The organism is Stenotrophomonas sp. GW821-FHT01H02A (genome assembly GCF_059422145.1).
In genome coordinates this window covers 123,084-146,001 of sequence record NZ_JBWKWI010000004.1, presented here as the reverse complement: position 1 = coordinate 146,001, position 22,918 = coordinate 123,084, and the positions used below count along the sequence as shown (strand labels likewise).

At 66.2% G+C, this 22,918-nt stretch carries 24 protein-coding genes; 16 read left to right on the top strand and 8 right to left on the bottom strand.

The window, feature by feature from the left end; genetic code table 11:
• Positions 1-14: 14 nt before the first annotated feature.
• Positions 15-494 carry a tRNA (uridine(34)/cytosine(34)/5-carboxymethylaminomethyluridine(34)-2'-O)-methyltransferase TrmL gene (trmL, locus tag AC07WC_RS08005; RefSeq protein ID WP_495209526.1) on the bottom strand — a complete coding sequence of 160 codons (480 nt, stop codon included), beginning with the start codon at positions 492-494 and terminating at the stop codon, positions 15-17.
• A 43-nt stretch (positions 495-537) separates the two neighbouring features.
• A complete protein-coding gene (locus AC07WC_RS08000; RefSeq protein WP_495209525.1) occupies positions 538-1,017 on the bottom strand; it encodes an XAC0231 family protein in 480 nt (159 codons plus the stop codon).
• A 342-nt stretch (positions 1,018-1,359) separates the two neighbouring features.
• On the opposite strand from AC07WC_RS08000, the gene AC07WC_RS07995 reads away from it, so the two are divergent.
• From AC07WC_RS07995 to AC07WC_RS07980, 4 genes are all read left to right on the top strand, one after another.
• The gene (locus tag AC07WC_RS07995) at positions 1,360-4,242 is read left to right on the top strand and encodes a M16 family metallopeptidase (protein WP_495209524.1); all 2,883 of its coding nucleotides are present in this window, start codon (positions 1,360-1,362) and stop codon (positions 4,240-4,242) included.
• 127 nt (positions 4,243-4,369) lie between these two features.
• On the top strand, positions 4,370-4,687 hold the full coding sequence (locus AC07WC_RS07990) for a DUF4156 domain-containing protein (protein WP_046272272.1): 318 nt from the start codon (positions 4,370-4,372) through the stop codon (positions 4,685-4,687).
• Positions 4,688-4,799: 112 nt separating this feature from the next.
• On the top strand, positions 4,800-5,816 hold the full coding sequence (locus AC07WC_RS07985) for a 3-oxoacyl-ACP synthase III (RefSeq protein ID WP_019184878.1): 1,017 nt from the start codon (positions 4,800-4,802) through the stop codon (positions 5,814-5,816).
• 107 nt (positions 5,817-5,923) lie between these two features.
• Entirely contained in the window at positions 5,924-6,814 is an 891-nt protein-coding gene (locus AC07WC_RS07980) for an alpha/beta fold hydrolase (protein WP_495209523.1), read from the top strand.
• Positions 6,815-6,936: 122 nt separating this feature from the next.
• Here AC07WC_RS07980 and AC07WC_RS07975 read toward each other — a convergent pair whose 3' ends face one another.
• Positions 6,937-7,362 (bottom strand): YkgJ family cysteine cluster protein, encoded by a 426-nt coding sequence (locus AC07WC_RS07975; RefSeq protein WP_495209522.1) that lies wholly within the window; start codon positions 7,360-7,362, stop codon positions 6,937-6,939.
• Positions 7,363-7,465: 103 nt separating this feature from the next.
• On the opposite strand from AC07WC_RS07975, the gene oleC reads away from it, so the two are divergent.
• From oleC to AC07WC_RS07960, 3 genes are all read left to right on the top strand, one after another.
• On the top strand, positions 7,466-9,121 hold the full coding sequence (gene oleC, locus AC07WC_RS07970) for an olefin beta-lactone synthetase (protein WP_495209521.1): 1,656 nt from the start codon (positions 7,466-7,468) through the stop codon (positions 9,119-9,121).
• Positions 9,118-10,128, top strand: coding sequence for a 2-alkyl-3-oxoalkanoate reductase (gene oleD, locus AC07WC_RS07965; protein WP_495209520.1), 1,011 nt, complete (start codon positions 9,118-9,120; stop codon positions 10,126-10,128). Before oleC ends, oleD begins: the two co-directional genes overlap by 4 nt.
• A 63-nt stretch (positions 10,129-10,191) precedes the next feature.
• Complete coding sequence (locus AC07WC_RS07960; protein WP_019184873.1) at positions 10,192-10,347, top strand: DUF1328 domain-containing protein; 156 nt, start codon at positions 10,192-10,194, stop codon at positions 10,345-10,347.
• Between the two features lie 81 nt (positions 10,348-10,428).
• Here the strand turns inward: AC07WC_RS07960 and ddlA are convergent, their stop codons facing one another.
• A complete protein-coding gene (ddlA, locus tag AC07WC_RS07955; protein ID WP_495209519.1) occupies positions 10,429-11,535 on the bottom strand; it encodes a D-alanine--D-alanine ligase in 1,107 nt (368 codons plus the stop codon).
• A gap of 162 nt (positions 11,536-11,697) precedes the next feature.
• Here ddlA and AC07WC_RS07950 point away from each other — a divergent pair, with 162 nt between their 5' ends.
• Both AC07WC_RS07950 and ubiB read left to right on the top strand, forming a co-directional pair.
• Positions 11,698-12,339: a ubiquinone biosynthesis accessory factor UbiJ gene (locus AC07WC_RS07950; RefSeq protein ID WP_495209518.1), complete on the top strand. Its 642-nt coding sequence runs from the start codon at positions 11,698-11,700 to the stop codon at positions 12,337-12,339.
• Entirely contained in the window at positions 12,336-13,994 is a 1,659-nt protein-coding gene (gene ubiB, locus AC07WC_RS07945) for a ubiquinone biosynthesis regulatory protein kinase UbiB (protein WP_495209517.1), read from the top strand. Before AC07WC_RS07950 ends, ubiB begins: the two co-directional genes overlap by 4 nt.
• Before the next feature lie 169 nt (positions 13,995-14,163).
• Here ubiB and AC07WC_RS07940 read toward each other — a convergent pair whose 3' ends face one another.
• On the bottom strand, positions 14,164-15,048 hold the full coding sequence (locus tag AC07WC_RS07940; protein ID WP_495209516.1) for a DNA adenine methylase: 885 nt from the start codon (positions 15,046-15,048) through the stop codon (positions 14,164-14,166).
• 57 nt (positions 15,049-15,105) lie between these two features.
• Between AC07WC_RS07940 and AC07WC_RS07935 the strand changes: the two genes are divergently transcribed.
• The 3 genes from AC07WC_RS07935 to AC07WC_RS07925 all read left to right on the top strand — a co-directional run bounded on the left by AC07WC_RS07935 (position 15,106) and on the right by AC07WC_RS07925 (position 16,995).
• On the top strand, positions 15,106-15,342 hold the full coding sequence (locus AC07WC_RS07935) for a helix-turn-helix domain-containing protein (RefSeq protein WP_495209515.1): 237 nt from the start codon (positions 15,106-15,108) through the stop codon (positions 15,340-15,342).
• Positions 15,339-16,217: a DUF7687 domain-containing protein gene (locus AC07WC_RS07930; protein WP_495209514.1), complete on the top strand. Its 879-nt coding sequence runs from the start codon at positions 15,339-15,341 to the stop codon at positions 16,215-16,217. Before AC07WC_RS07935 ends, AC07WC_RS07930 begins: the two co-directional genes overlap by 4 nt.
• Before the next feature lie 64 nt (positions 16,218-16,281).
• Positions 16,282-16,995, top strand: coding sequence for a pseudouridine synthase (locus tag AC07WC_RS07925; RefSeq protein ID WP_495209513.1), 714 nt, complete (start codon positions 16,282-16,284; stop codon positions 16,993-16,995).
• A 70-nt stretch (positions 16,996-17,065) separates the two neighbouring features.
• Here the strand turns inward: AC07WC_RS07925 and AC07WC_RS07920 are convergent, their stop codons facing one another.
• Positions 17,066-17,602, bottom strand: a complete 537-nt coding sequence (locus AC07WC_RS07920; RefSeq protein ID WP_495209512.1) for a DUF2059 domain-containing protein — start codon at positions 17,600-17,602, stop codon at positions 17,066-17,068.
• Between the two features lie 138 nt (positions 17,603-17,740).
• On the opposite strand from AC07WC_RS07920, the gene arfB reads away from it, so the two are divergent.
• From arfB to dcp, 3 genes are all read left to right on the top strand, one after another.
• Positions 17,741-18,172 carry an alternative ribosome rescue aminoacyl-tRNA hydrolase ArfB gene (gene arfB, locus AC07WC_RS07915; RefSeq protein WP_293983559.1) on the top strand — a complete coding sequence of 144 codons (432 nt, stop codon included), beginning with the start codon at positions 17,741-17,743 and terminating at the stop codon, positions 18,170-18,172.
• A 46-nt stretch (positions 18,173-18,218) separates the two neighbouring features.
• The gene (locus AC07WC_RS07910; RefSeq protein WP_253247775.1) at positions 18,219-18,779 is read left to right on the top strand and encodes a lysophospholipid acyltransferase family protein; all 561 of its coding nucleotides are present in this window, start codon (positions 18,219-18,221) and stop codon (positions 18,777-18,779) included.
• 146 nt (positions 18,780-18,925) lie between these two features.
• Positions 18,926-21,082 (top strand): peptidyl-dipeptidase Dcp, encoded by a 2,157-nt coding sequence (dcp, locus tag AC07WC_RS07905; RefSeq protein WP_179460526.1) that lies wholly within the window; start codon positions 18,926-18,928, stop codon positions 21,080-21,082.
• Between the two features lie 123 nt (positions 21,083-21,205).
• Here dcp and AC07WC_RS07900 read toward each other — a convergent pair whose 3' ends face one another.
• Together AC07WC_RS07900 and AC07WC_RS07895 are read right to left on the bottom strand one after the other, a co-directional pair.
• A complete protein-coding gene (locus AC07WC_RS07900) occupies positions 21,206-21,655 on the bottom strand; it encodes a 3-dehydroquinate dehydratase (RefSeq protein WP_046272278.1) in 450 nt (149 codons plus the stop codon).
• Between the two features lie 3 nt (positions 21,656-21,658).
• Positions 21,659-22,069, bottom strand: coding sequence for a hypothetical protein (locus AC07WC_RS07895; RefSeq protein WP_046272279.1), 411 nt, complete (start codon positions 22,067-22,069; stop codon positions 21,659-21,661).
• 178 nt (positions 22,070-22,247) lie between these two features.
• Here AC07WC_RS07895 and lepB point away from each other — a divergent pair, with 178 nt between their 5' ends.
• Positions 22,248-22,880 (top strand): signal peptidase I, encoded by a 633-nt coding sequence (gene lepB / locus AC07WC_RS07890; protein ID WP_495209511.1) that lies wholly within the window; start codon positions 22,248-22,250, stop codon positions 22,878-22,880.
• Positions 22,881-22,918 lie beyond the last annotated feature (38 nt).

Sequence of the window (22,918 nt, the reverse complement as noted above, 5' to 3'; positions counted from 1 at the left end):
GTCGGCACGGCGTCTTATTCCCCGCCGGCGAACCCGTTCTGGCGCCAGGCCTCATACATCACCACCGCAACGGTGTTGGACAGATTGAGGCTGCGGTTGTCCGGCTGCATCGGCAGACGCAGGCGACGGCCGTGGGGCAGGCTGTCGAGCAGCGCCTGGGGCAGGCCGCGGGTTTCCGGGCCGAACAGGAAGGCATCGCCATCGGCGAACTGCTGGGTGTCGTAACGCACGCTGCCGCGGGTACTCAGCGCGAACAGGCGCTTGGGAGCAATGACCTGCAGGGCGGTCTCCAGATCAGGATGGACCTGCAGTCGAGCGTATTCGTGATAGTCCAGGCCGGCGCGCTTGAGCTGCTTGTCGCTCAGGTCGAAACCGAGCGGCTCGATCAGGTGCAGCCGCGCGCCGGTATTGGCGCAGAGGCGGATCACATTGCCGGTGTTCGGCGGGATTTCAGGTTGGAACAGGACGACATGGAACGTGGGCGTGGCAGTCATCGGCGAAGTGTACGCCGTGGCTGCGGGGGACCGCAGCTACGGCTTACTGGCGGATCAGGGTGGAGGCGGCGGCGGCGGCGGTTTCCAGGGCCAGGGCCTGCAGATCGGCAGCCGACGGACGGACCTGCAGGGTCGGCAGGTTGATGATCACTTCATTGGCCACGGCGGTGGCGGCAGCAGTGAAGGTGGCGACGTAGCCGCGATCGTTGGTCTGCTCGGCAGCCAGGGCCTGGCGCTGTTCGGCGGTCGGGCGCACTTCGACGGCGGCCAGCGTGGTGACGCGGCGGTTGGCGGCCAGTTCGGCGCGGTAGTCGGCGATCAGGCCGGCGGTCGGACGGACTTCCACGACGGCCAGGGTCGGGATGTTGCTGGTGCGCTCAACCTCGGCCTGGGCGATCTGGTCGGCCGAGGGGCGGACCTGCACGGTGTCGAGGGTGACGATGGCGGGAGCGGCCTGCACGGACGAAGCAAACGCGGAACCGGCGGCGAAGGCGATGGCGATGGCGAGAGTCTTGGTGTTCATGGCGAGGTCCTGTTTAGTGTTGGTGAGCAGTGGTGTGGTAGTAAGGTAGTGCACCGATTCGGGGCTTGCAAGAACAATTTGAACTTTCTTGTTTTTGTTCAGCATCCAGTCAGTTTCGGTTTGATCCCTATTTCCCTCGCCCTGTACCAAGCAGGTCGCGTGCCAACTTTCAGCCATTGATTTCAAACGATTTTTTGCCGAAATGAAGTGTCCGCTGTCCGGACACTTGTCCGCCACACGGTCCGCAGCTGTCCGCGCCGCTGCCCAATGACTGTTGGCCGATGCCTTTTGCACGGGCGGCGCGCTAGCATCCGGCTTCACTTTCATGACCAAGGAACCGGAATGACCGTCCAACTTCGACCGCGTGCCGCGCTGCTGGCCGTAGCGCTCTCCGCCGCCCTGGGCTCCCTCGCGCCGGCACCGGTCCTGGCCAAGCCGGCCACGGTGGCCAAGGTCGACATTCCGTTCGAGCAGTTCACCCTGCCCAATGGCCTGCGCGTGGTGGTGCACACCGACCGCAAGGCGCCGATCGTGGCCGTCAACATCTGGTACCACGTGGGCAGCAAGGATGAGCCCGCCGGCCGCACCGGCTTCGCCCACCTGTTTGAACACCTGATGTTCCAGGGAAGCGAGAACCATGACGGTGAGTACTTCGAGCCCTTCAAGCAGGTCGGCGTGACCGGCCAGAACGGCACCACCAATACCGACCGCACCAATTACTTCGAGAACGTGCCGACCACCGCGCTGGACATGGCGCTGTGGATGGAGTCCGACCGCATGGGCCATCTGCTCGGCGCGATCGACCAGGCCGCGCTCGACGAGCAGCGCGGCGTGGTCCAGAACGAGAAGCGCCAGGGCGAGAACCAGCCGTATGGCCAGGTCTGGGAAAAGCTGACCCGCGCGATGTACCCGGAAGGGCACCCGTATCACCACAGCGTGATCGGCTCGATGAACGATCTCAATGCCGCTTCGCTGGATGACGTGAAGACCTGGTTCCGCACCTGGTACGGCCCCAACAACGCGGTGCTGGTGCTGGCCGGCGACATCGACGTGGCCACCGCGAAGGAAAAGGTCGCCCGCTACTTCGGCGACATTCCGGCCGGCCCGAGCATGGCCCAGCCCAAGGTGGACGTAGCCAAGCGCGAGAAGAGCACGCGCGAAGTGATGACCGACAAGGTGCCGCAGGCGCGCATCTACCGCGCCTGGAACGTCGCCCAGGTCGGCACCACCGACATCGACCAGCTGCAGCTGTTCGCGCAGGTCCTTGGTGGTGCGAAGTCCTCGCGCCTGGACCAGCGCCTGCTGCACCAGGACAAGCTGGTGGACAACATCAGCGCCGGCGCCTACAGCTCGCAGCTGGGCTCGAACTTCGTGATCATGGCCAGCGTCAAGCAGGGCGTGGATCCGGCCAGGGTCGAGGCGATCATCGATGAAGAAGTGAAGCGCCTGGCCAAGGACGGTCCGACCGCCGATGAGCTGAGCCGCGGCAAGACCGCGTTCCGCGCCGGCTTCATCCGTGGCATCGAGCGCATCGGCGGGTTCGGCGGCAAGGCCGACGCGCTGGCCGAGTGCACCGTGTACGAAGGCGACCCGGGCTGCTTCCGCAAGTCACTGGCCACCATCGATGCGGCCACTGCGGCGCAGGTGCGCGAGGTCGGCGCCAAGTGGCTGGGCGTTGGCGATCACACCATCGTGGTCGAGCCGGGCGCGCGCGTTGCCCTGGCCGAACTGCCCTCGGAAACGCCCAAGCCGTTCACCGTGCCCGCCGTGGATGCCCGGTTCACGACCCTGCCCAAGCAGGTCGACCGCAGCACCGGGGTGCCGCAGACCAAGACCTTCCCGGACCTGAAATTCCCCGAACTGCGCCGCGCCACGCTGAAGAACGGCACCCAGGTGATCCTGGCCGAGCGTCACGACATCCCGGTCGTGCAGTTCAGCTATGAATTCCCGGGTGGCTTCACCGCCGACCAGGGCCGCAAGTCCGGCACGGCCAACTTCACCATGGGCCTGCTCACCGAAGGTGCCGGCAAGCTCGGCGCGTTGCCGTTCGCCGATGCGGCCGATGCACTGGGCGCCAAGCTCGACGCTTCCGCTTCGCTGGACAGCACCAGCGTGTACCTGTCCGCGCTGAAGGAAAACCTGGCCCCGTCGCTGGCCCTGTATGCGGACATGCTGCGCCAGCCGCGCTTCGACCAGACCGAGATCGACCGCGTCAAGGCGACCTGGATCGCCGGCATCCAGCAGGAGAAGGTCAACCCCAGCGCGGTGGCGATGCGCGTGATGCCGACCCTGCTGTACGGCGCGGGCCACCCGTATGCGATTCCGTTCACCGGCAGTGGCAACGAAGTGGACATCCAGTCCATGACCCGCGAAGACCTGGTCGACTTCCACCGTGACTGGCTGCGCCCGGAGCAGGGCACGCTGATCGTGGTCGGCGACACCACGTTGAAGGAGATCGTGCCGCTGCTGGAGCGCCAGCTCGGCAACTGGAAGGCCGAAGGCCCGGCGCCGCAGGTCAAGGCCCCGGTGGACGTCGCCCGTCCGGCGCATGCCCGCGTGTACCTGATCGATCAGCCGGGCGCGGTGCAGGCCAACCTGTTCGCCAGCCAGGTGGTGCCCTCGTCCAAGGACCCGGGCTCGACCCGCTTCGATATCGCCAACGGCGTGCTCGGCGGCGACTTCACCTCGCGCCTGAACATGAACCTGCGCGAGCAGAAGCATTGGTCCTACGGTGCCGGCAGCAGTGCCAGCAATACCCTGGGCCAGCGCCCGTGGGGTGCCCGCGCACCGGTGCAGATCGACAAGACCGCCGAGGCGATGCAGGAGATGCAGAAGGAGATCGCCGAGTTCGCCAGCGGGGCCAAGCCGGCCACCCCGGCCGAAGTGGCGCGCATCCGCAACATCCAGAACCTGAGCCTGCCCGGCGCCTACGAGACCGCCAGCGCGGTGATGGGCACCATCAGCGGGATCGTGCGTTACCAGCGCCCGGACGACTATGTGGTCCAGCGCAAGGCCGAGATCGAGGCGATGACCCCGGCCCAGGTGCAGCAGGCCGCGGCCACGCTGGACCCGAACGCGCTGACCTGGGTGGTGGTGGGTGACCTCAAGCAGACCGAGGCGCCGGTGCGTGCGCTCAACCTCGGCCAGGTCCAGGTCATCGATGCCGAAGGCAAGGTGGTCGAGGCTCCGGCTGCGCCCGCTGCCCCGACGTCGAAGTCCCGGTGATGGCCGCCGCTGGCCGGCCACCGTGCCGGCCAGCACCTCGGGTGCCGGGGATCCCCCCGGCGCCTGATCACCCCCGATTCAGTTGTGTCCCGCACACTCCCTTACGTATTCCAGCCAGGCCTTGTCCATGCGCATTCTGCTTCTGTCCGCCCTGATCCTCAGCGTTTCCGCCTGCACCTGGGTGCCGATCGAGTCGTCCGGCAAGACGGTCCGCGTGCTGCCGGCCGGTGCGGTCCCCAGCGGCTGCCAGAGCAAGGGCGAAGTGGTGGTGACCGTGAAGAGCAAGGTCGGCTTCTACAACCGCAATCCGCTGCGCGTGCAGGAAGAGCTGGAAACGCTCGCCCGCAACGAGGCGCCCAGCGCCGGTGCCAACGCCGTACAGGCGTCGGGCCTGCCGGCCGATGGCAGCCAGCGTTTCCTGGCCTTCCAGTGTCCGCCACGCTGAACCCTTCACCCCGCGCCCGGACCATACGCCCGGGCGTGAATTCGTAAAGGTGCGGTGAAAGCCGTGCCGGCTTACAATAGCGCCCCCTTCGCCTGAGCCTTGGCGCTAACTGATGCTCTTCAAGAATGTCTCGATCGCCGGCCTGGCGCACATCGACGCGCCGCACACGCTGACGTCCAAGGAAATCAACGAACGGCTGAAGCCGACGCTGGATCGCCTTGGCATCCGCACCGACGTGCTCGGCGACATCGCGGGCATCCATGCCCGCCGCCTGTGGGATGCCGACATGCTGGCCTCCGACGCCGCCACGCTGGCCGCCCGCAAAGCACTGGAAGACGCCGGGATCGGCGCCGACAAGATCGGCCTGCTGGTCAACACCTCGGTCAGCCGCGATTACCTGGAGCCGTCCACGGCCAGCATCGTCTCGGGCAACCTGGGGGTCGGCGACGAATGCATGACCTTCGACGTCGCCAATGCCTGCCTGGCCTTCATCAACGGCATGGACATCGCCGCCCGCATGCTGGAACGCGGCGAGATCGACTATGCGCTGATCGTCGACGGTGAAACCGCCAACCTGGTGTACGAGAAGACCCTCGAGCGCATGGCCCTGCCGGGCGTGACCGCCGATGACTTCCGCAACGAGATGGCCGCCCTGACCCTGGGCTGCGGTGCCGCGGCGATGGTCATGGCGCGCACCGAGCTGGTGCCCGATGCCCCGCGTTACCGCGGTGGCGTGACCCGCTCGGCGACCGAGTGGAACCAGCTGTGCCGCGGCAACCTGGACCGCATGGTCACCGACACCCGCATGCTGCTGATCGAAGGCATCAAGCTGGCGCAGAAGACCTTCGTCGCCGCCCGCGAAGCCCTCGGCTGGGCCGTGGAGGAACTGGACCAGTTCGTGATCCACCAGGTCAGCCAGCCGCACACCGCTGCCTTCATCAAGAACTTCGGCATCGACCCGAAGAAGGTGATGACGATCTTCGGCGAGCACGGCAACATCGGTCCGGCCTCGGTGCCGATCGTGCTGAGCAAGCTCAAGCAGCTGGGCAAGCTGAAGAAGGGTGATCGCATCGCGCTGCTCGGCATCGGCTCGGGCCTGAACTGCTCGATGGCCGAAGTGGTCTGGTAACCCATTCGCCGCAGCCTGCTGCGGCGTTGCTTCCGGGGCCGCGTCTGCCGCCCTGGAATTGAACATCAAGGGCCGGTTCTGCCGGCCCTTTTCACAGGTGCGATTGAATGCCCCAGCTGCCCGGTTACCCCGCCCATCCGCACCGCTTCCAGGTGCGCCCCGGTCTGTCGATGAGCTATCTCGACGAAGGTCCGCGCGATGGCGAGGTAGTGGTGATGGTCCACGGCAACCCGTCGTGGAGCTATTACTGGCGCACCCTGGTGGCCGGCCTCTCGGACAGGTACCGCTGCATCGTGCCCGACCACATCGGCATGGGCCTGTCCGACAAGCCCGACGATGCGCAGTACGAGTACACCCTGCAATCGCGCGTGGATGACCTGGATGCGCTGCTCGCGCACCTGGGCATCACCGGCCCGGTGACCCTGGCCGTGCACGACTGGGGTGGCATGATCGGTTTCGGCTGGGCGCTGTCGCACCACGCGCAGGTCAAGCGCCTGGTGGTGCTCAACACCGCCGCCTTCCCGATGCCGGCCGCGAAGAAGATGCCGTGGCAGATTGCGCTGGGCCGCCACTGGAAGATCGGCGAGTGGCTCATCCGCACCTTCAACGCCTTCTCGTCCGGTGCTTCGTGGCTGGGCGTGGAACGGAAGATGCCGGCCGATGTGCGCCGCGCCTACGTGTCGCCGTACAACAGCTACGCCAACCGCATCAGCACCATCCGCTTCATGCAGGACATCCCGCTGTCACCGGCCGACAAGGCCTGGTCGCTGCTGGAGCGTTCCGGCCAGACCCTGCCCAGTTACGCCGATCGACCGGCGTTCATCGGCTGGGGCCTGCGCGACTTCGTGTTCGACCATCACTTCCTGAAGGGCTTCCAGACCGCGCTGCCGCAGGCGCAGGTGCATGCCTTCGAGGATGCCGGGCATTACGTGCTGGAGGACAAGCACGAGGTGCTGGTGCCGAAGATCCGCGCCTTCCTGGACGCGAACCCGATCTGATCGGCGTGACGACCAACGGTCGTCACCCGCCCATCAACCGGTGGGTCCGAACCCACCCCCGGTAGCGCCGACCGTTGGTCGGCTGCCCTTCGTTCCGGGCCATGAACCCCGGACGGCCCAACTCACGCCGCGATCGGCGCCTGCGGGGCCGGCGAATTCCCATTGTCATCGGGATGATCATCGTCATTGCCCGCCTCGTCCCGCCAGCCCCAGTCCGCCAGGGTCAGCGCCGGCATGCCGTGCGCGATCCGCGCCTTGTCGCACTGCGGGCTGGCCTTGCCGTACTCCCACGAGGCGTCCACCTCACGGCACACGCTGGGGCGGTTGGGATGGATGCTGCAGCGCGAGTACACGCCGATCTCCGCATCCAGCGCCACGCAGTAGACCGGCTTGGACAGGGTGCCGCGCATGCACAGCCGGTGCGGGTCCAGCACCTGGGTGAGCTCGTGCGGGACGCCGCCGGGGGTCACCTCGTCCGATTCCATCCAATGGAAGGCCACACGGTATTGGGTGCAGCAGGCGCCGCAGGTGAGGCAGGGATGGGGCATGGGGCACCGGCCTTGGGCGGCAGCGAAGCAGGAGGGAAGGGCGCGAATTTTCCACGCCAACGTCCGGCGCGCAAGAATTTTCTGCAGCGGCGACAATGAACGGATGAACAGCGCCATCAATATCGCCGCGCGCCTGCCCGAGCTGGCCCGTGAACGCCCCGACCAGATCGCCATCCGCTGCCCCGGCAAGCCCGGGCCTGGCGGCATGGCGCGCTATGACGTCACCCTGGATTACCGCACCCTCAACGCCCGCAGCGACGCGATGGCGGCGGGCCTGGCCGCCCATGGCATCGGCCGCGGCGTGCGCGCGGTGGTGATGGTGCGGCCCTCGCCGGAGTTCTTCCTGCTGATGTTCGCGCTGTTCAAGAACGGCGCGGTGCCGGTGCTGGTGGACCCCGGCATCGACAAGCGCGCGCTGAAACAATGCCTGGACGAAGCGCAGCCGGAGGCCTTCATCGGCATCGGCCTGGCCCACGTGGCGCGCCTGGCGCTGCGCTGGTGCCGTTCCGCGCGGCTGCTGGTGACCGTGGGCCGCCGCTGGGGCTGGGGTGGCACCACCCTGGCCCGGCTGGAAGCCCAGGGCGCCACGGCCACCCCTGCGCTGGCCCCGACCGATGGCGAGGAGGTCGCCGCGATCCTGTTCACCAGTGGCTCCACCGGCGTGCCCAAGGGCGTGGTCTACCGCCACCGTCATTTCGTCGGCCAGGTCGAGCTGCTGCGCGCCGCTTTCGGGATGGAGCCGGGCGGGGTGGACCTGCCGACCTTCCCGCCGTTCGCGCTGTTCGATCCGGCGCTCGGGCTGACCTCGGTGATCCCGGACATGGACCCGACCCGCCCGGCCCAGGCCGATCCGCGCAAGCTGCATGACGCGATCAACCGTTTCGGCGTCACCCAGCTGTTCGGCTCGCCGGCGCTGATGCGGGTCCTGGCCGATCACGGCCAGCCGCTGCCCAACGTGCGTCGGGTGACCTCGGCCGGGGCGCCGGTGCCGCCGGACGTGGTCGCGCGGATCCGCCGCCTGCTGCCCGATGACGCCCAGTTCTGGACCCCCTATGGCGCCACCGAGTGCCTGCCCGTGGCCGTGATCGAAGGCCGCGAGCTGGAGAACACCCGGCAGGCCACCGAGGCCGGCGCCGGGACCTGTGTCGGCCGGGTGGTCGCGCCGAACGAGGTGCGCATCATCGCCATCGACGACGCGCCGCTGCCGGGCTGGTCGCAGGCCCGCATGCTGGCCGCCGGCCAGGTCGGCGAGATCACCGTGGCCGGCCCGACCACCACCGACAGCTACTTCAACCGCCCGCAGGCCACCGCCGCCGCCAAGATCACCGAACCCCTGGCCGACGGCAGCACCCGCGTGGTGCACCGGATGGGCGATGTCGGCTACTTCGATGCGCAGGGCCGGCTGTGGTTCTGCGGACGCAAGACCCAGCGCGTGGAGACCGCCCAGGGCCCGCTGTATACCGAGCAGGTCGAGCCGGTGTTCAACGCGCTGGACGGCATCGCGCGCACCGCGCTGGTCGGCGTGGGTGTACCGGGTCGGCAACTGCCGGTGCTGTGCTACGAACTGCAGCCCGGCACCGTCGATTCGCCCGCCCTGGTCGAACGCCTGCGCCGGGAAGCGGCCGCGCACGCGCACACCGCGCGCATCGAGCGCTTCCTGCCACACCCGGCCTTCCCGGTCGACATCCGCCACAACGCCAAGATCGGCCGCGAGAAGCTCACGGCCTGGGCCACTGCGCAACTGGAGCAGCACGCATGAAGATCCTCGTTACCGGCGGCGGTGGCTTCCTCGGCCAGGCCCTGTGCAAAGGACTGCTCGAGCGCGGCCACCAGGTGCTGGCGTTCAACCGCGGCCACTACCCGGCGCTGCAGGCGCTGGGCGTGGGCCAGATCCGCGGCGACCTGGCCGATGCGCAGGCGGTGATGCACGCGGTGGCCGGGGTCGATGCGGTCTTTCATAACGGGGCCAAGGCCGGTGCCTGGGGCAGCTATGACAGCTATCACCAGGCCAACGTGGTCGGCACCGACAACGTCATCGCGGCCTGCCGCGCGCATGGCGTGGGCAAGCTGGTGTACACCTCCACGCCCAGCGTGACCCATCGCGCCACCCACCCGGTCGAGGGCCTGGGCGCGGACGCGGTGCCGTATGGCGAAAACTTCCAGGCGCCCTATGCGGCCACCAAGGCCATCGCCGAGCAGCGCGTGCTGGCGGCCAACGATGCGCAGTTGGCGACCATCGCGCTGCGCCCGCGGCTGATCTGGGGACCGGGCGACCAGCAGCTGGTCCCGCGCCTGGCCGAGCGTGCCCGCGCCGGCCGCCTGCGTTTCGTCGGCGATGGCCAGAACAAGGTCGATACCACCTACATCGACAACGCCGCACTGGCCCACTTCCTCGCCCTGGAACACCTGGTCCCGCGCGCAGCCTGCGCCGGCAAGGCGTACTTCATCTCCAACGGCGAGCCGCTGCCGATGCGCGAGCTGCTCAACAAGCTGCTGGGCGCCGTCGGTGCCCCGCCAGTGACGAAGTCGATCAGCTTCAAGACCGCCTACCGGATCGGTGCGGTCTGCGAACGGCTGTGGCCGCTGCTGCGCCTGCGCGGCGAACCGCCGATGACCCGTTTCCTCGCCGAGCAGCTGTGCACGCCGCACTGGTACAGCATGGAACCGGCGCGCCGTGACTTCGGCTATGTGCCCCGGGTCAGCATCGAAGAAGGGCTGGTCCGGCTGGCATCTTCATCGAACGCACAGGAATCCATCACTCCCTGAACACCGCAGGTTGGTGAACATGGCCCCACGCCAACTCCGGCACGCATCAACGCGAGGGTCGACATGCTGCATTACGCCGTCATCTTTTTTGTCATCGCCATCATCGCGGCGGTACTGGGTTTCTCGGGCATTGCCGGCGCCGCCAGCAACGTCGCCTGGATCCTGTTCGTCGTCTTCCTGATCCTGGCGGTGGTGTCGATGTTCCGCAAGCGGACCTAGTGTCCGGCGCGTCCCGCGCCACCTCTCTCCGGCGTGGGACGCGCTGCGGAAACCATGACGGCCTGACATCGGCAACGATGATCAGGCCGTCGTTGCGATGGAGCTGCGCAGGTCGCGCTCGTGCGCATGCCGGGCCATCGCCAGTTCCAGCAACCGCGTGATCAGGGCGGTGTAATCCAGCCCGCTGGCCGCCCACAGCTTCGGGTACATGCTGATGCGGGTGAAGCCGGGCAGGGTGTTGATCTCGTTGATGACCACCTCGCCGGCCGCGGTCAGGAACACATCCACGCGGGCCAGGCCGGCACAATCCAGAGCCTGGTAGGCCTGCACCGCGATCTCCCGGATACGGGACTGCTCGGCCTCGGTGATGGCCGCCGGGACCACGATGTCCGCACCGCTTTCGCTGATGTACTTGGTGTCGTAGGAATAGAAATCATCGTGCACGACCACCTCGCCACAGACGCTGGCCTCGGGATGTTCGTTGCCGAGCACCGCGCACTCGATTTCGCGGCCGGTGATCGCAGATTCCACCAGCGCCTTGTGATCGAACGACAGCGCCAGCGCGAGTGCGCTGTGGAACTCCGCCTCGCTGCGCACCTTGCTGACGCCGACCGACGAGCCCTGGTTGGCCGGCTTCACGAACAGTGGCGTGCCGAATTCGGCGACCAATGCGGTGTAGTCGGCCTTGGTCGCGCTGACCCGGTTGAAGCACGCGAACGGCGCCACCGCCAGCCCGGCATCGCGCAGCAGGCGCTTGGCCACGTCCTTGTCCATCGCCACCGCCGAGCCCAGCACGCCGGAGCCGACGAAGGGCAGGTTGGCCATGCGCAGCAGGCCCTGCAGCGAGCCATCCTCGCCCAGGGTGCCGTGCACGATCGGGAAGACCACGTCGATCTGCTCCAGCGCGGTCGCTGGATCACTCGGAACCAGCTGCTGGCGCTCCAGGCCGGGGCGCACCGCCACCGCATTGCCTGAGCGGTGCAGTGCGATCCGTGCCGGGTCGCTGGCGTTGAGCAGGAAGTCCCGCGGGTCGCTGACATGCCACTGGCCCTGCTTGTCGATGCCGATCAGGCTGACCTCGAACCGGTCCTTGTCCAGCGCATCGAGAATGTTCTTCGCCGATTGCAGCGAGACCTCGTGCTCGGCCGACCGGCCGCCGAAGATGATGCCTACCCGGGTCTTGCCCATGCCTGTTGCCGCTCCTGTCGCTGTGTTGGGGAGGCATAGCATGAACCGAGTCGGCGCCCGGGAAAACGCGTGCCCGGTGTCGATCCGGTGGACATCGGCCGCGTGGCGGCGCGTGATGCCTGCGCACGCCCGCCGTTCAAGGGCACACGGTAGAATGCGGCGATGGCCCGTTCCCTGCTCTCTTCCCTCAAGCCGCTGGCCGGCAATGCGCTGCAGCTCACGCTCAACCGCGCGCTGGCGCTGGACCCGGACACCCGCAGCGCGCTGGCCGCGCTGGATGGCCGCCACATCGCCCTGACCCTGGAATCGCCCGCGCTGGCGATGCGGATCGGGGTGGAGGGTGAGCGCCTCACCGTCGGCCCGGTCGATCCGCAGCAGGAGCCGGACCTGGCCGTGCGCAGCACGCTGGGCGGGGTGCTGGCCCAGCTGCCGTTCCTGGCCAATGCCCGCCGTGGCGGCGATGCGCCGGCCGGGCGGGTCAAGGTCTCCGGCGATGCCGAGCTGGCCCGCCGCCTGCAGCAGCTGGCCACCCGTTTCGATCCGGACTGGCAGCAGCCGTTCGTGCGCGTGTTCGGCGAAGTGGTGGGCGTGCAGATCGCCAACACCCTGCGTTCGGCCCTGCAGCACGCGCGCCGCGGCGCGTCCGACCTGGCGCACAGCGCCGCTGAATTTGTCACCGAGGAGTCGCGCGACGTGGTACCGCGAGCAGAACTGGATGCCTTCCACGACGACGTGGACGTGATGCGTGATGACGTCGAACGCATGGCCGTGCGCGTGCAGCGCCTGCGGCAGGTGGGCGCATGAAGGCGATCTTCCGGGCCAGCCGCATCGGCCGCATCATCCTGCGCTACCGGCTCGACGATCTGCTCCATGGCACCCCGGCCGAGCGCTGGCTGCGCCTGGCCAAGCCGTTCGTGCCCCGTGCCTCGGCCGACATCGCCGCACAGTCGCGCGGCGCGCGCCTGCGCCTGGCGCTGCAGGACCTCGGCCCAATCTTCGTCAAGTTCGGCCAGATCCTCTCGACCCGCCGTGACCTGATCCCGGCCGACGTCGCCAACGAACTCACCCTGCTGCAGGACCGGGTCAAACCGTTCGATGGCGCCACCGCCCAGGCCATCGTCGAGCGCGCGCTCGGCCGCCCGGTCAGCGAGGCATTCGCCAGCTTCGATCTGCAGCCGCTGGCCTCGGCCTCGATCGCGCAGGTGCACGCGGCCACGCTGGCCGATGGTCGCCAGGTGGTGGTCAAGGTGCTGCGCCCGGACATCGAAAAGCAGATCGACGCCGACATCGCGCTGCTGAAGTCGGCTGCCGCGCTGATCGAGCGCGCGCATCCGCGCGCTGACAAGATCCGCCCGCGCGAAGTGGTCGCCGAAGTCGAAAATACCCTGGCCGCCGAGCTGGACCTGCAGCGCGAAGGCGCCAATGCCAGCGTGCTGCGCCGGTTCTGGATGGAGTCGTATGATCTGTACGTGCCCGAGGTGATCTGGAGCCACACCGCCGAGCGCGCGCTGACCCTGGAGCGGGTGTGGGGCATCCCATCGGACGACATCGTCGCGCTGGACAAGGCCGGCATCGACCGCAAGGCGCTGGCCGCCAAGGGCGTGCGGGTGTTCTACACCCAGGTGTTCCGCGACAACTTCTTCCACGCCGATGCACACGCCGGCAACATCTGGGTCGACACCGATCCGGCGCGCCGCGACAACCCGCGCTTCATCGCGCTGGATTTCGGCATCATGGGCCAGCTCTCCGAAGAAGATCAGTACTACCTGGCCGAGAATTTCATGGCCATCTTCAACAAGGATTACCGGCGCATGGCCGCGCTGCATGTGGAAGCCGGCTGGATGCCGAACAACGTGCGCATCGATGAACTCGAAGCGGCCGCGCGTTCGGTGTGCGAACCGTACTTCACCCGCCCGCTCTCGCAGATCTCGCTGGCCGAGGTGCTGATCAAGCTGTTCCGCGTGGCCCAGCGCTACGAGCTCACGTTGCAGCCGCAGCTGATCCTGCTGCAGAAGACGCTGCTCAACATCGAAGGTGTCGGCCGCCAGCTCGATCCGGAACTGGATATCTGGGCGGTCGCGCGGCCGGTGCTCGAACGCATCCTGCGCGAGCGCTACAGCCCGCGCCGCGTGCTCAAGGAAGTGCGCAAACGCCTGCCCGAAATCATGACGCATACGCCGGACATGCCGCGCCTGGTCCACGCTTGGCTGCGCCAGCAGGTGGAAGGCGACCATGAGCTGTCGATGCGCTCGCGCGATCTGGCGGCGTTGAACGTCAGCGTGCAGAAGCTGCAGAAGCGCGCCGTGGCTGCGATCGCCGGCGTCGGCCTGATGATCGTCGCCGCGGTGCTGTACGGCCTGCAGCCGGGGGGCTGGTACTTCGGCGATGCCCCGGTGTGGAGCTGGGTGACCGGCGCGGCGGGCGTGTTCTCGCTGGCCAGCGCCTGGTGGCGGCGCTGACCTTGGGCTGCAGTTTAAAGGGTCAAGGCGCGTTCAATGGCACTGCAGGCATTCGGCGCGGCCCTCCCGTAAGTGCATATGTTGCATATGTTATGAGCCAGTCGGTGCAGAAATGCCCTTCATAACCGTGAGGGTGAAAACGTACTCGTAACTAGGGCGGTGGCGCTTATTAGTAGGTAAGCAGTAATCGGTCAGCCACGACCTCGCTCTCAAGCGTCTTTCCATCCATTTGGAAACGTTTGAGCATCGAGCGCCCACAATTAACCAATAATTCTCTTTCGAATAATCCTTCCGGCGGGTCTAAGCGGATTATGCTGGCACCAGACTTTTTCGTTCCATCGATGCTTAGCGCAACCGAAACACCTCGACGCTTGCACGATTCGATCGCTTCAAACAGCTCCGATAGACGAAACGTCTGAGCACCGTAGAGAATTGATTGAGAGTCCACATATGGAGGGTCACAGTAAACAAGGTCTCCAGGCTTAGCCTTGTTCATGAGTTCACGATAGTCCGTGTGAAAAAACGCGGCTCCCTTAATTCGGTCATGCCAGATCCTTGCGCGTTGGGCAAAATTTTCTGGAGGCATTGGTCGATGGGGGCCGCAAGGTGTTGACATAAAACCGTCAGACTTGCGAAAGCGAACTACGCCCCCGTAACAGGTGCGTGAAAGGAACAGAAGATCAGCCCCGTTCGCGCCATTGTTGAACGAAGCTAGGACGGATTTGTATGCTTGCTCCTTCCCCAGCTCAGCGACAAGGGCATGGCGGTCACTGTACCAACCGACAACCTCTTCCGGATTGCGCTTGAGGGCATTCCAGATCTCGATAAGAGGCTTGAATGCGTCACCCGCGATTGCGCGTTGTGGAGCAAGCGTGGCTAGCACAGCGCCGCTACCAATGAATGGCTCGATGTAGGTGCCAAACTTCGAGGGAAAATGAGAGATAAGCTCCCCAGCGAACCTTTGCTTATTGCCGACCCACTTTAGGAGTTGCCCCTTGAAGTCATTTCGGGGCAGATGGAGAGTAAGCTGGGGGATTTGGGCAAGCCGGTTCATGGTAAAACAATATCCTAAATTGGGATAAAAGGCAACTTGGGACTAAAGTTGCCATCGATGAATACGGGCCAAGATCTCAGTGCAATCCTATCCACCCTTCTTCGGGACCTGCGAGCGGGAGCTCAGTTGACCCAGACGGAGGTTGCGCATGCTCTTCAAAAGCCTCAGTCGTACGTCAGCAAGTACGAGTCCGGAGAGCGCCGTCTGGATCTGGTTGAGCTTGCGGAGCTCTGCAAAGTTCTAGGCGTAAGTCTGCATGACTTCGTCTCAATGTTTGAGAAGGAGAGTCGATGAGAGGTAACGATGAGTTCATGTGGCAGGATCCTAGCTTTTGGGCTCTTGTCCGCACCCTGTCTGAGCAACTGGGATACACAAAGCGTGCAGCATGGGGGGCCCCGAGGGGCACTAGCGTAATCAAGGTCCATACAGTCGAAGAGCTAGCGAATGGTCTTGATAGATTGAGTCTAGACCCAACGCTAGTTCTAAAGAACGGCGTACCCACTGAACTTGGAGTAAGACTTGTCCGGTACTTTGCGTATCGGGCTGACGTGCTTACGAACTTTGTCCAGCACCAGCTTATGAATGCCGAACAGGCGAAAGTTCTGTTCGACGACGTCTTGATGAGAGTGCGGCCATCTTCTGCCTGCCCACTGCCGATGAACAAGCAGAAAGGTGCAATGCAGGCTCCTGCATACCTTACGGGGCTGGTCAATATGCTCATCTATGAGGCAATAGGGGATGCTAAATGCAACTACGCTCCCGGACAGCTGACGACTTTTACGCACAACGGGGTTCCAGTCCGGACGCTCGCTCGGCGCGTTGATGGAGCGTTCCCTAGCGTGGTTAACCCTGTCGCAGTTTGGGAAATTAAGGAGTACTACTACACGACTTCATTCGGGAGCCGAGTTGCTGACGGAGTCTACGAGACTCTGTTGGACGGAATGGAACTCGATGAGCTGAATCGTAGCGCCGGTAGGCGCGCAGAACATGTACTTGTCGTCGACGCTCATTACACTTGGTGGGTATGTGGCAAGTCGTACCTATGCCGTATTGTTGACATGTTGAACATGGGCCTCGTCTCAGAGGTAGTTTTTGGTCGTGAGGTTGTTGATCGCATTCCTCTTTTGGCGCGAAGCTGGCTCAAACAGGTGGGATTGTCGTCGCATTAGATGAAGTCATACCGATTAGCAGCTTCGAGAGCGACACCCCAATTGACGTGAATGGGCCGAATTGATGACCGAAGATGCAGAGGCCAGTTCCCTGCAGCTGCTGCACCTGGACGACCAGCTGGCCGTGGTCAACAAGCCCGCCGGGCTGATGGTCCACGACAGCAAGCTCGCCCGCGGCGAAGATGATTTCCTCGCCGACCGCCTGCGCGAGCAGCTCGGCAAGCCGATTTTCCTGGTCCATCGCCTGGACCGCGCCACCAGCGGCTGCCTGCTGCTCGCCTTTGATCGCGAAAGCGCCAGCGTGCTCGGCAAGTCGCTGATGGGCGGCGACGTCACCAAGGATTACCTGGCGATCTGTCGCGGCTGGCCGGCCGAAGACGCCTTCACCGTCGACCACGACCTCGATGGCGGCCCCGGCAAGCCGGTCAAGAAACAGGCGATCACCCACTTCCAGCGCGTCGCCGCGGGCGAGATCGCCATCCCGATGGGCGGGTTCGAGACCTCACGCTACGCCCTGCTGCGCTGCCAGCCGCAGACCGGCCGGTTCCGACAGATCCGCCGCCATCTCAAGCACCTCTCGCACCACCTGATCGGCGACACCAGCCACGGCGACGGTCGCCACAACCGCAGCTTCCGCATGCAGGGCATCCACCGCATGCTCCTGCACGCCGAGCGCCTGCGCTTCCCGCATCCGGACGGTACGCCGATGGACATCAGCGCACCGGTGGACGGCGAGTTCCGCAAGGCGATGGAGCTGTTTGGCTGGGAACTGGGCTGACGCCGTAGCCGACCAACGGTCGGCTCTACGGCACACCGCGCGCTTCACGACAGCCGACCAACGGTCGGCTCTACTTTTTTGCTGGTGTTGGCTCATTCACGATCGCCTCCAGGTCCTTCTGCAGATCCACGAACAGTGGCTGCATCTTGGCCTGGATTGCCACCATCACGTTCTGCATCAGCGCCGGCGTCTTATCCAACAGGCTCTGTCCGGCCGAGCTCTCATAGAACTCGGCCATCGCCAGCACGTCTTCCTTGCTGAAGGTCTGCTTGTACAGATCCACGTACATCGGGCGCAGTTCCTTCCACGACAGCGCCTGCCGCACGGTCTGGCTGGTCCGCTGCTCGATCCGCTGCAGCTGCGCCTGCTGCGCCGCATCCAGCTGACGCTGCTGGGCCACCTGCTGGAACTGCTGGCGCTGCATCGCCTCGATCTGCGGCAGCATCGTATCGAGCATGCTCTGCGCGCGCGAGGCGGCCAGCAGGCGGTTGATGTCGGCATCCGACGGCGGTGCGGCCAGGGCCGGCGCGATCGCGGCCAGGCCCAGCGCGAGCGCCAGGGTGAGGCGGGTCAGGCCGCGGCGGGCCAGCGGGCGGATCAGTGACATGGTGGAGCATCCTGCGTTGCGTGGAGTCCGGAGAATACCTGCGATGGCGTCATCAGGCCGTAATTGAGGACGTTATCGGCGATATCCGCGCACGTTGCAGTCACCCGGCCGGCGGGTCCTCCCCTTACAATGCCGCCCATGGGCAACGGGCCAGTCACCATCAGCGCGCACCTGACGATTCCGGATACGGAACTCGTCGAGCGGTTCGTGCGCGCCAGCGGCGCCGGTGGCCAGAACGTCAACAAGGTCTCCACCGCCGTCGAACTGCGTTTCGACGTGGCCGGCTCGCCCTCGTTGCCCGAGCCGTTGCGCGCGCGCCTGCTGGCCCGCCGCGACCGGCGCATGACCGGCGAAGGCGTGCTGGTCATCGATGCACAGCGTTTCCGTACCCAGGACCGTAACCGCGAGGACGCGCGCGATCGACTGGCCGCCTTCATCCAGGCGGGGCTGAGCGTGCCCAAGGCACGCGTGGCCACCAAGCCGACCCATGGGTCGAAACTGCGTCGTCTGGACGCCAAAAAGGGGCGCGCGCAGATCAAGCGCGGGCGCACCACACGCAATTGGGAGTGATTGCTTGAACAACCGAAGTCCGTTGCTGCCGGTGGTTCCGCCGAACATGCCGCAGGTCAAACCGAACCGCTTCCTCCGCTGGCTGGCCCGCTGCACGTTGCGCCTGGGCGGCTGGAAAGTGACCGGCACCCTGCCGGACGTACCCAAGCTGGTCTTCATCATTGCCCCGCATTCCTCCAACTGGGACGGCTTCTGGGGCATGGCGGCGAAGATCGCGCTGGGCATGCAGGTCAAGGTGCTGGGCAAGGCCTCGCTGTTCTGGTGGCCGCTGGGCCCGCTGCTGCGCAGGCTTGGTGTGATCCCGCTGGACCGCAGTTCGCCGCAGGGCACCGTGGAGCAGGCGGTCAGCCTGATCCGTGGCTCGGACCGCCTGTGGTATGCGATCACCCCGGAGGGCACGCGCAAGGCGGTGCAGCACTGGAAGGCCGGCTTCCTCAAGATCGCGCGCATGGCCGATGTGCCGGTGCTGGCCGCCTATTTCCACTACCCGGAAAAGACCATCGGCATCGGCCCGCTGTTCCATCCCACCGGCAACGACGTGGCCGACATGGCCGCGATCCGCGAGTACTACCGCCCCTGGCAGGGCAAGACCCGCGGCACCGTCTGAGCGCCGCCGGGCGGGCCGGACCGGGTAGCCCCCACGGCCCGCACAGCCACGCGCCACGACCGGCACATGCCGCCTGCGGGCTTTGGGAGTAGGGTGACCGGCTGCGGGATTTTCCGTCCCGCGCCCTCATCCAAGGAGCCCGTTTCATGTCGCGTACCGTAGTTTTGGCCGCTGCCATCAGCCTGGCGCTGGCGGCCTGTTCCGGCAAGGAGTCCACCCCCGTGACCGATACCCAGCCCGCCCCGACCCAGCAGCCGGCCGATGCCTCGGCCAACCCGCTGTTGAGCGCCAGCACGCTGCCGTTCCAGGCGCCGCCGTTCGACAGGATCAAGGACAGTGACTACCTGCCGGCCTTCAACGAAGGCATGAAGCAGCACCTGGCCGAAGTCCGCAAGATCGCCGACAACCCCGAGCCGGCCACCTTCGACAACACCATCGAAGCGCTGGAGCGCAGCGGCGAGACCCTGACCCGCGTGTCGCGCATCTTCTTCGGCCTGGTCCAGGCCGACACCAACGATGCCCGCCAGAAGGTGCAGGAAGAAGTCGCCCCGAAGCTGGCCGAGCACCAGGACGAGATCAACCTCGACCCGAAGCTGTTCGCCCGCATCAAGACCATCTACGACCAGCGCGACGCGCTGGGCCTGGACCCGGTGCAGAAGCGCCTGGTCGAGCGTGATTACCAGGAATTCGTGCGCGCCGGCGCGCAGTTGAACGACGCCGACAAGGCTTCGCTGCGCAAGCTCAACGTGGAAGAAACCACGCTGGCCACGCAGTTCCACACCCGCCTGGTCGCCGCGACCGCCGCCGGTGCCGTGGTCGTCGATGACAAGGCCAAGCTGGCCGGCCTGGACGAGGATGCGATCAACACCGCCGCCGCCGATGCCAAGGCCCGCAACCTCGAGGGCAAGTACCTGCTGCCGCTGCAGAACACCACCCAGCAGCCGGTGCTCGGCTCGCTGAGCGATCGCGAGCAGCGCGCCGCCGTGCTGAAGGCCTCGGAAACCCGCGCCGAGAAGGGCGACGCCAACGACACCCGCGAGACCATCCAGCGTCTGGCCCAGCTGCGCGCGCAGAAAGCCAAGCTGCTCGGCTTCGAGAACTACGCTGCCTACAGCCTGGCCGACCAGATGGCCAAGACCCCGGCCGCCGCGCTCAAGCTGCTGACCGACACCGTGCCGGCCGCGACCGCCAAGGCACGTGGCGAGATCAGCGAAATGCAGAAGGTGATCGACGCGCAGAAGGGCGGCTTCAAGCTGGCCGCCTCCGATTGGGACTTCTACGCCGAACAGGTGCGCAAGGCCCAGTACGACCTGGACGAATCGCAGATCAAGCCGTACTTCGAGATGGACAACGTGCTGCAGAACGGCGTCTTCTACGCCGCCACGCAGCTGTACGGCATCACCTTCAAGCCGCGTACCGACATCCCGACCTACCACCCGGACATGAAGGTCTACGAAGTGTTCGACAAGGACGGCACCTCGCTGGCCCTGTTCTACACCGACTACTTCAAGCGTGACAGCAAGTCCGGTGGCGCCTGGATGGACGTGTTCGTCGAACAGGACGGCCTGACTGGTGCCAAGCCGGTGGTCTACAACGTGTGCAACTTCACCAAGCCCGCCGCCGGCCAGCCCGCGCTGCTGAGCTTCGATGACGTGACCACGATGTTCCACGAATTCGGCCACGCGCTGCATGGCATGTTCTCGAAGGTGAAGTACCCGTCCATCGCCGGTACCAGCACCTCGCGTGACTTCGTCGAGTTCCCCTCGCAGTTCAACGAGCATTGGGCGCTGGACCCGAAGGTCTTCGCCAACTACGCCAAGAACTACAAGACCGGCGAGCCGATGCCGCAGGCGCTGGTCGACAAGATCCTCAAGGCGCGCACCTTCAACCAGGGCTATGCGACCACCGAGTACCTCTCGGCGGCCCTGCTCGACCTGGCCTGGCACACCCAGCCGGCCGACGCCAAGCTGCAGGACGTGGCCCCGTTTGAAGCGGCCGCGCTGAAGAAGTTCAAGGTCGACCTGCCGCAGGTGCCGCCGCGCTACCGCACCAGCTACTTCGATCACATCTGGGGCGGCGGTTATTCGTCCGGCTACTACGCCTACTTCTGGGCCGAAGTGCTGGACCACGACGCCTTCGAGTGGTTCAAGGAGAACGGCGGCCTGACCCCGGAGAACGGCCAGGTGTTCCGCGACAAGATTCTCTCGCGCGGCAACAGCGTGGAGCTGGCCGATCTGTACCGCGAATTCCGCGGCAAGGATCCGTCGGTGGAGCCGCTGCTGGTCAATCGTGGCCTGAAGTAATCGCGGCATCGCGGTAGGTACCGACCGTTGGTCGGTACGCCTGCCACCGGTACACGCTGAAACGAAAACGGCAGGGGAAACCCTGCCGTTTTTTTTGGTATGCCGCCCCACCGACCCCGCGCATCACGTCCCCACGTGCACGCCTTCGGCGATCTCGCTGCACCCCAGGTGATCCAGCGCGATCTCCAGCGCGTGCATGTAACTCTGCGCGCAGTAGCCGCGCGCCACCCCGATGCGCTGGCCCACATCCGCCGGCAGGCACGCTTCCGGCGCGCGCGCATCGTCGTCGTGCACTTCCACGTAGGCGTTGTGCAGATGCGGCAGCAGGCGCTGCAGGCGCGCGCTGTCCACGCACGCACCCGGATCCAGCAGGGTGACTTCGCCGCGGCTGTGATCGGCCACGCGCAGCGCATCCAGCAGCTCCTGCTCCGAGCCACACGCGCGGATCGCCACCGTGGTGCCCGCATCGATCGCGCGATGCACCAGGGATTTCAGGACCAGCGCCGGCAACGGCTGCGCGGTACGGATCAGCTGACCGGCCGCTTCCGGCCCGCGGATGATGAAGATCGACATGGCTCAGCCCTCCACGGCCTGCAGGCGATGGGCGGCGATCGCCAACGACAGGCGACACGCATCCTGGCGGCCACTGCTGCACACCACCCGCGCGGCCGGAGCATGCTGCGGATGCAGGTGCTCGTCCAGCGCGTCATCGTCGTTGCTGGCCATCTCGATGTACGGCGCCGGCAGGTCCTCCAGCGCGGTGCGCAGTGCCTGGCCATAACGGGCCCACTGCGGTGCATCGACCGCCGCGGTGGCGATCAGGACCAGCGCCGGACGGCTGCGCTGGGCACGCTGCAGGCAGCGCACCAGGGCCGGCAGGGAGTCGCAGTCGCGGCAGGCCAGGCGGTGCCCGGCGACCCGCGCAGGCAGCGGCGACGCGTCCGGCACGGCGTTCGACGGTGTATGCCGGATCAGCAGGATGGTCATGGAACGTCTCTTCGAAGCGCCCTTCGGCGCGGTGTCGCCACGATGCGGCCGCGCCCCGTAAAACCGCGATGCCGACCGGGCCGGGCCGGCGTAAACAGTGCGTAGCTTTTTCAGGCCGGGGCAGGGAACTTGCCCATCGCCTGTCCGGTCACAGCCACATCCTCCCTGGAGCGCCCGCATGGACACCCCCGCCGCCGCCTCTGCCCCTGCCGACCACCGCCTGCTGCGCTGGCTGAAGAAAGAAGCCCTGCCGCTGCTGCTGATGCTCGGCCTGCTTGCCGCCGCGCGCGACACCCTCGCCAACCACTACCAGGTGCCCAGCGGCTCGATGCAGCACACGCTGATGCCGGGCGACCGGGTAGTGGTGGACATGCGCGCCTATGGCGTGCGCCTGCCGTTCACCTCGGTGGAGCTGCTGCACACCGGCCAACCGCAGCGCGGCGACGTGGCGATCTTCGATTCACCGCAGGATGGCACCCGCCTGATCAAGCGCATCGCGGCGGTCGGCGGGGATCGGGTCGAACTGCACGATGGCCATCTGAGCATCAATGGCCATCCGCTGGCGCAGGCAGGCGTGGGCGAGATCGAAGACTTCGGCCAGCATCTGGCCCAGCTGGACCTGGGCCAGGGCGGCGGCCCGGAGATCACCGGCCTGACCGTGCCGGCCGGGCAGGTGCTGATGCTCGGCGACCACCGCGGCAACAGCGCCGATGGCCGCTTCTTCGGCCTGGTCCAGGCCAGCGCGCTGTACGGCAAGGCCTCGCATGTCTACTACCGGCGCGGCGAAGGCCTGACCTGGCAGGCGCTGTAATCGCGCCCGCGAACTGAATCGATATCTGTAACGTCTCG

Bases quoted from the DNA above. Each gene is read 5' to 3' on its own strand.
- AC07WC_RS07935 (WP_495209515.1), top strand. From the start codon at position 15,106: ATGAATACGGGCCAAGATCTCAGTGCAATCCTATCCACCCTTCTTCGG.
- trmL (WP_495209526.1), bottom strand. From the start codon at position 494: ATGACTGCCACGCCCACGTTCCATGTCGTCCTGTTCCAACCTGAAATC.
- lepB (WP_495209511.1), top strand. From the start codon at position 22,248: ATGGACACCCCCGCCGCCGCCTCTGCCCCTGCCGACCACCGCCTGCTG.
- AC07WC_RS07925 (WP_495209513.1), top strand. From the start codon at position 16,282: ATGACCGAAGATGCAGAGGCCAGTTCCCTGCAGCTGCTGCACCTGGAC.
- ddlA (WP_495209519.1), bottom strand. From the start codon at position 11,535: ATGGGCAAGACCCGGGTAGGCATCATCTTCGGCGGCCGGTCGGCCGAG.
- AC07WC_RS07910 (WP_253247775.1), top strand. From the start codon at position 18,219: ATGCCGCAGGTCAAACCGAACCGCTTCCTCCGCTGGCTGGCCCGCTGC.
- AC07WC_RS07950 (WP_495209518.1), top strand. From the start codon at position 11,698: ATGGCCCGTTCCCTGCTCTCTTCCCTCAAGCCGCTGGCCGGCAATGCG.
- arfB (WP_293983559.1), top strand. From the start codon at position 17,741: ATGGGCAACGGGCCAGTCACCATCAGCGCGCACCTGACGATTCCGGAT.
- AC07WC_RS07900 (WP_046272278.1), bottom strand. From the start codon at position 21,655: ATGTCGATCTTCATCATCCGCGGGCCGGAAGCGGCCGGTCAGCTGATC.
- oleC (WP_495209521.1), top strand. From the start codon at position 7,466: ATGAACAGCGCCATCAATATCGCCGCGCGCCTGCCCGAGCTGGCCCGT.
- oleD (WP_495209520.1), top strand. From the start codon at position 9,118: ATGAAGATCCTCGTTACCGGCGGCGGTGGCTTCCTCGGCCAGGCCCTG.
- AC07WC_RS07960 (WP_019184873.1), top strand. From the start codon at position 10,192: ATGCTGCATTACGCCGTCATCTTTTTTGTCATCGCCATCATCGCGGCG.
- AC07WC_RS07985 (WP_019184878.1), top strand. From the start codon at position 4,800: ATGCTCTTCAAGAATGTCTCGATCGCCGGCCTGGCGCACATCGACGCG.
- AC07WC_RS08000 (WP_495209525.1), bottom strand. From the start codon at position 1,017: ATGAACACCAAGACTCTCGCCATCGCCATCGCCTTCGCCGCCGGTTCC.
- dcp (WP_179460526.1), top strand. From the start codon at position 18,926: ATGTCGCGTACCGTAGTTTTGGCCGCTGCCATCAGCCTGGCGCTGGCG.
- AC07WC_RS07940 (WP_495209516.1), bottom strand. From the start codon at position 15,048: ATGAACCGGCTTGCCCAAATCCCCCAGCTTACTCTCCATCTGCCCCGA.
- AC07WC_RS07980 (WP_495209523.1), top strand. From the start codon at position 5,924: ATGCCCCAGCTGCCCGGTTACCCCGCCCATCCGCACCGCTTCCAGGTG.
- ubiB (WP_495209517.1), top strand. From the start codon at position 12,336: ATGAAGGCGATCTTCCGGGCCAGCCGCATCGGCCGCATCATCCTGCGC.
- AC07WC_RS07920 (WP_495209512.1), bottom strand. From the start codon at position 17,602: ATGTCACTGATCCGCCCGCTGGCCCGCCGCGGCCTGACCCGCCTCACC.
- AC07WC_RS07975 (WP_495209522.1), bottom strand. From the start codon at position 7,362: ATGCCCCATCCCTGCCTCACCTGCGGCGCCTGCTGCACCCAATACCGT.
- AC07WC_RS07990 (WP_046272272.1), top strand. From the start codon at position 4,370: ATGCGCATTCTGCTTCTGTCCGCCCTGATCCTCAGCGTTTCCGCCTGC.
- AC07WC_RS07895 (WP_046272279.1), bottom strand. From the start codon at position 22,069: ATGACCATCCTGCTGATCCGGCATACACCGTCGAACGCCGTGCCGGAC.
- AC07WC_RS07995 (WP_495209524.1), top strand. From the start codon at position 1,360: ATGACCGTCCAACTTCGACCGCGTGCCGCGCTGCTGGCCGTAGCGCTC.
- AC07WC_RS07930 (WP_495209514.1), top strand. From the start codon at position 15,339: ATGAGAGGTAACGATGAGTTCATGTGGCAGGATCCTAGCTTTTGGGCT.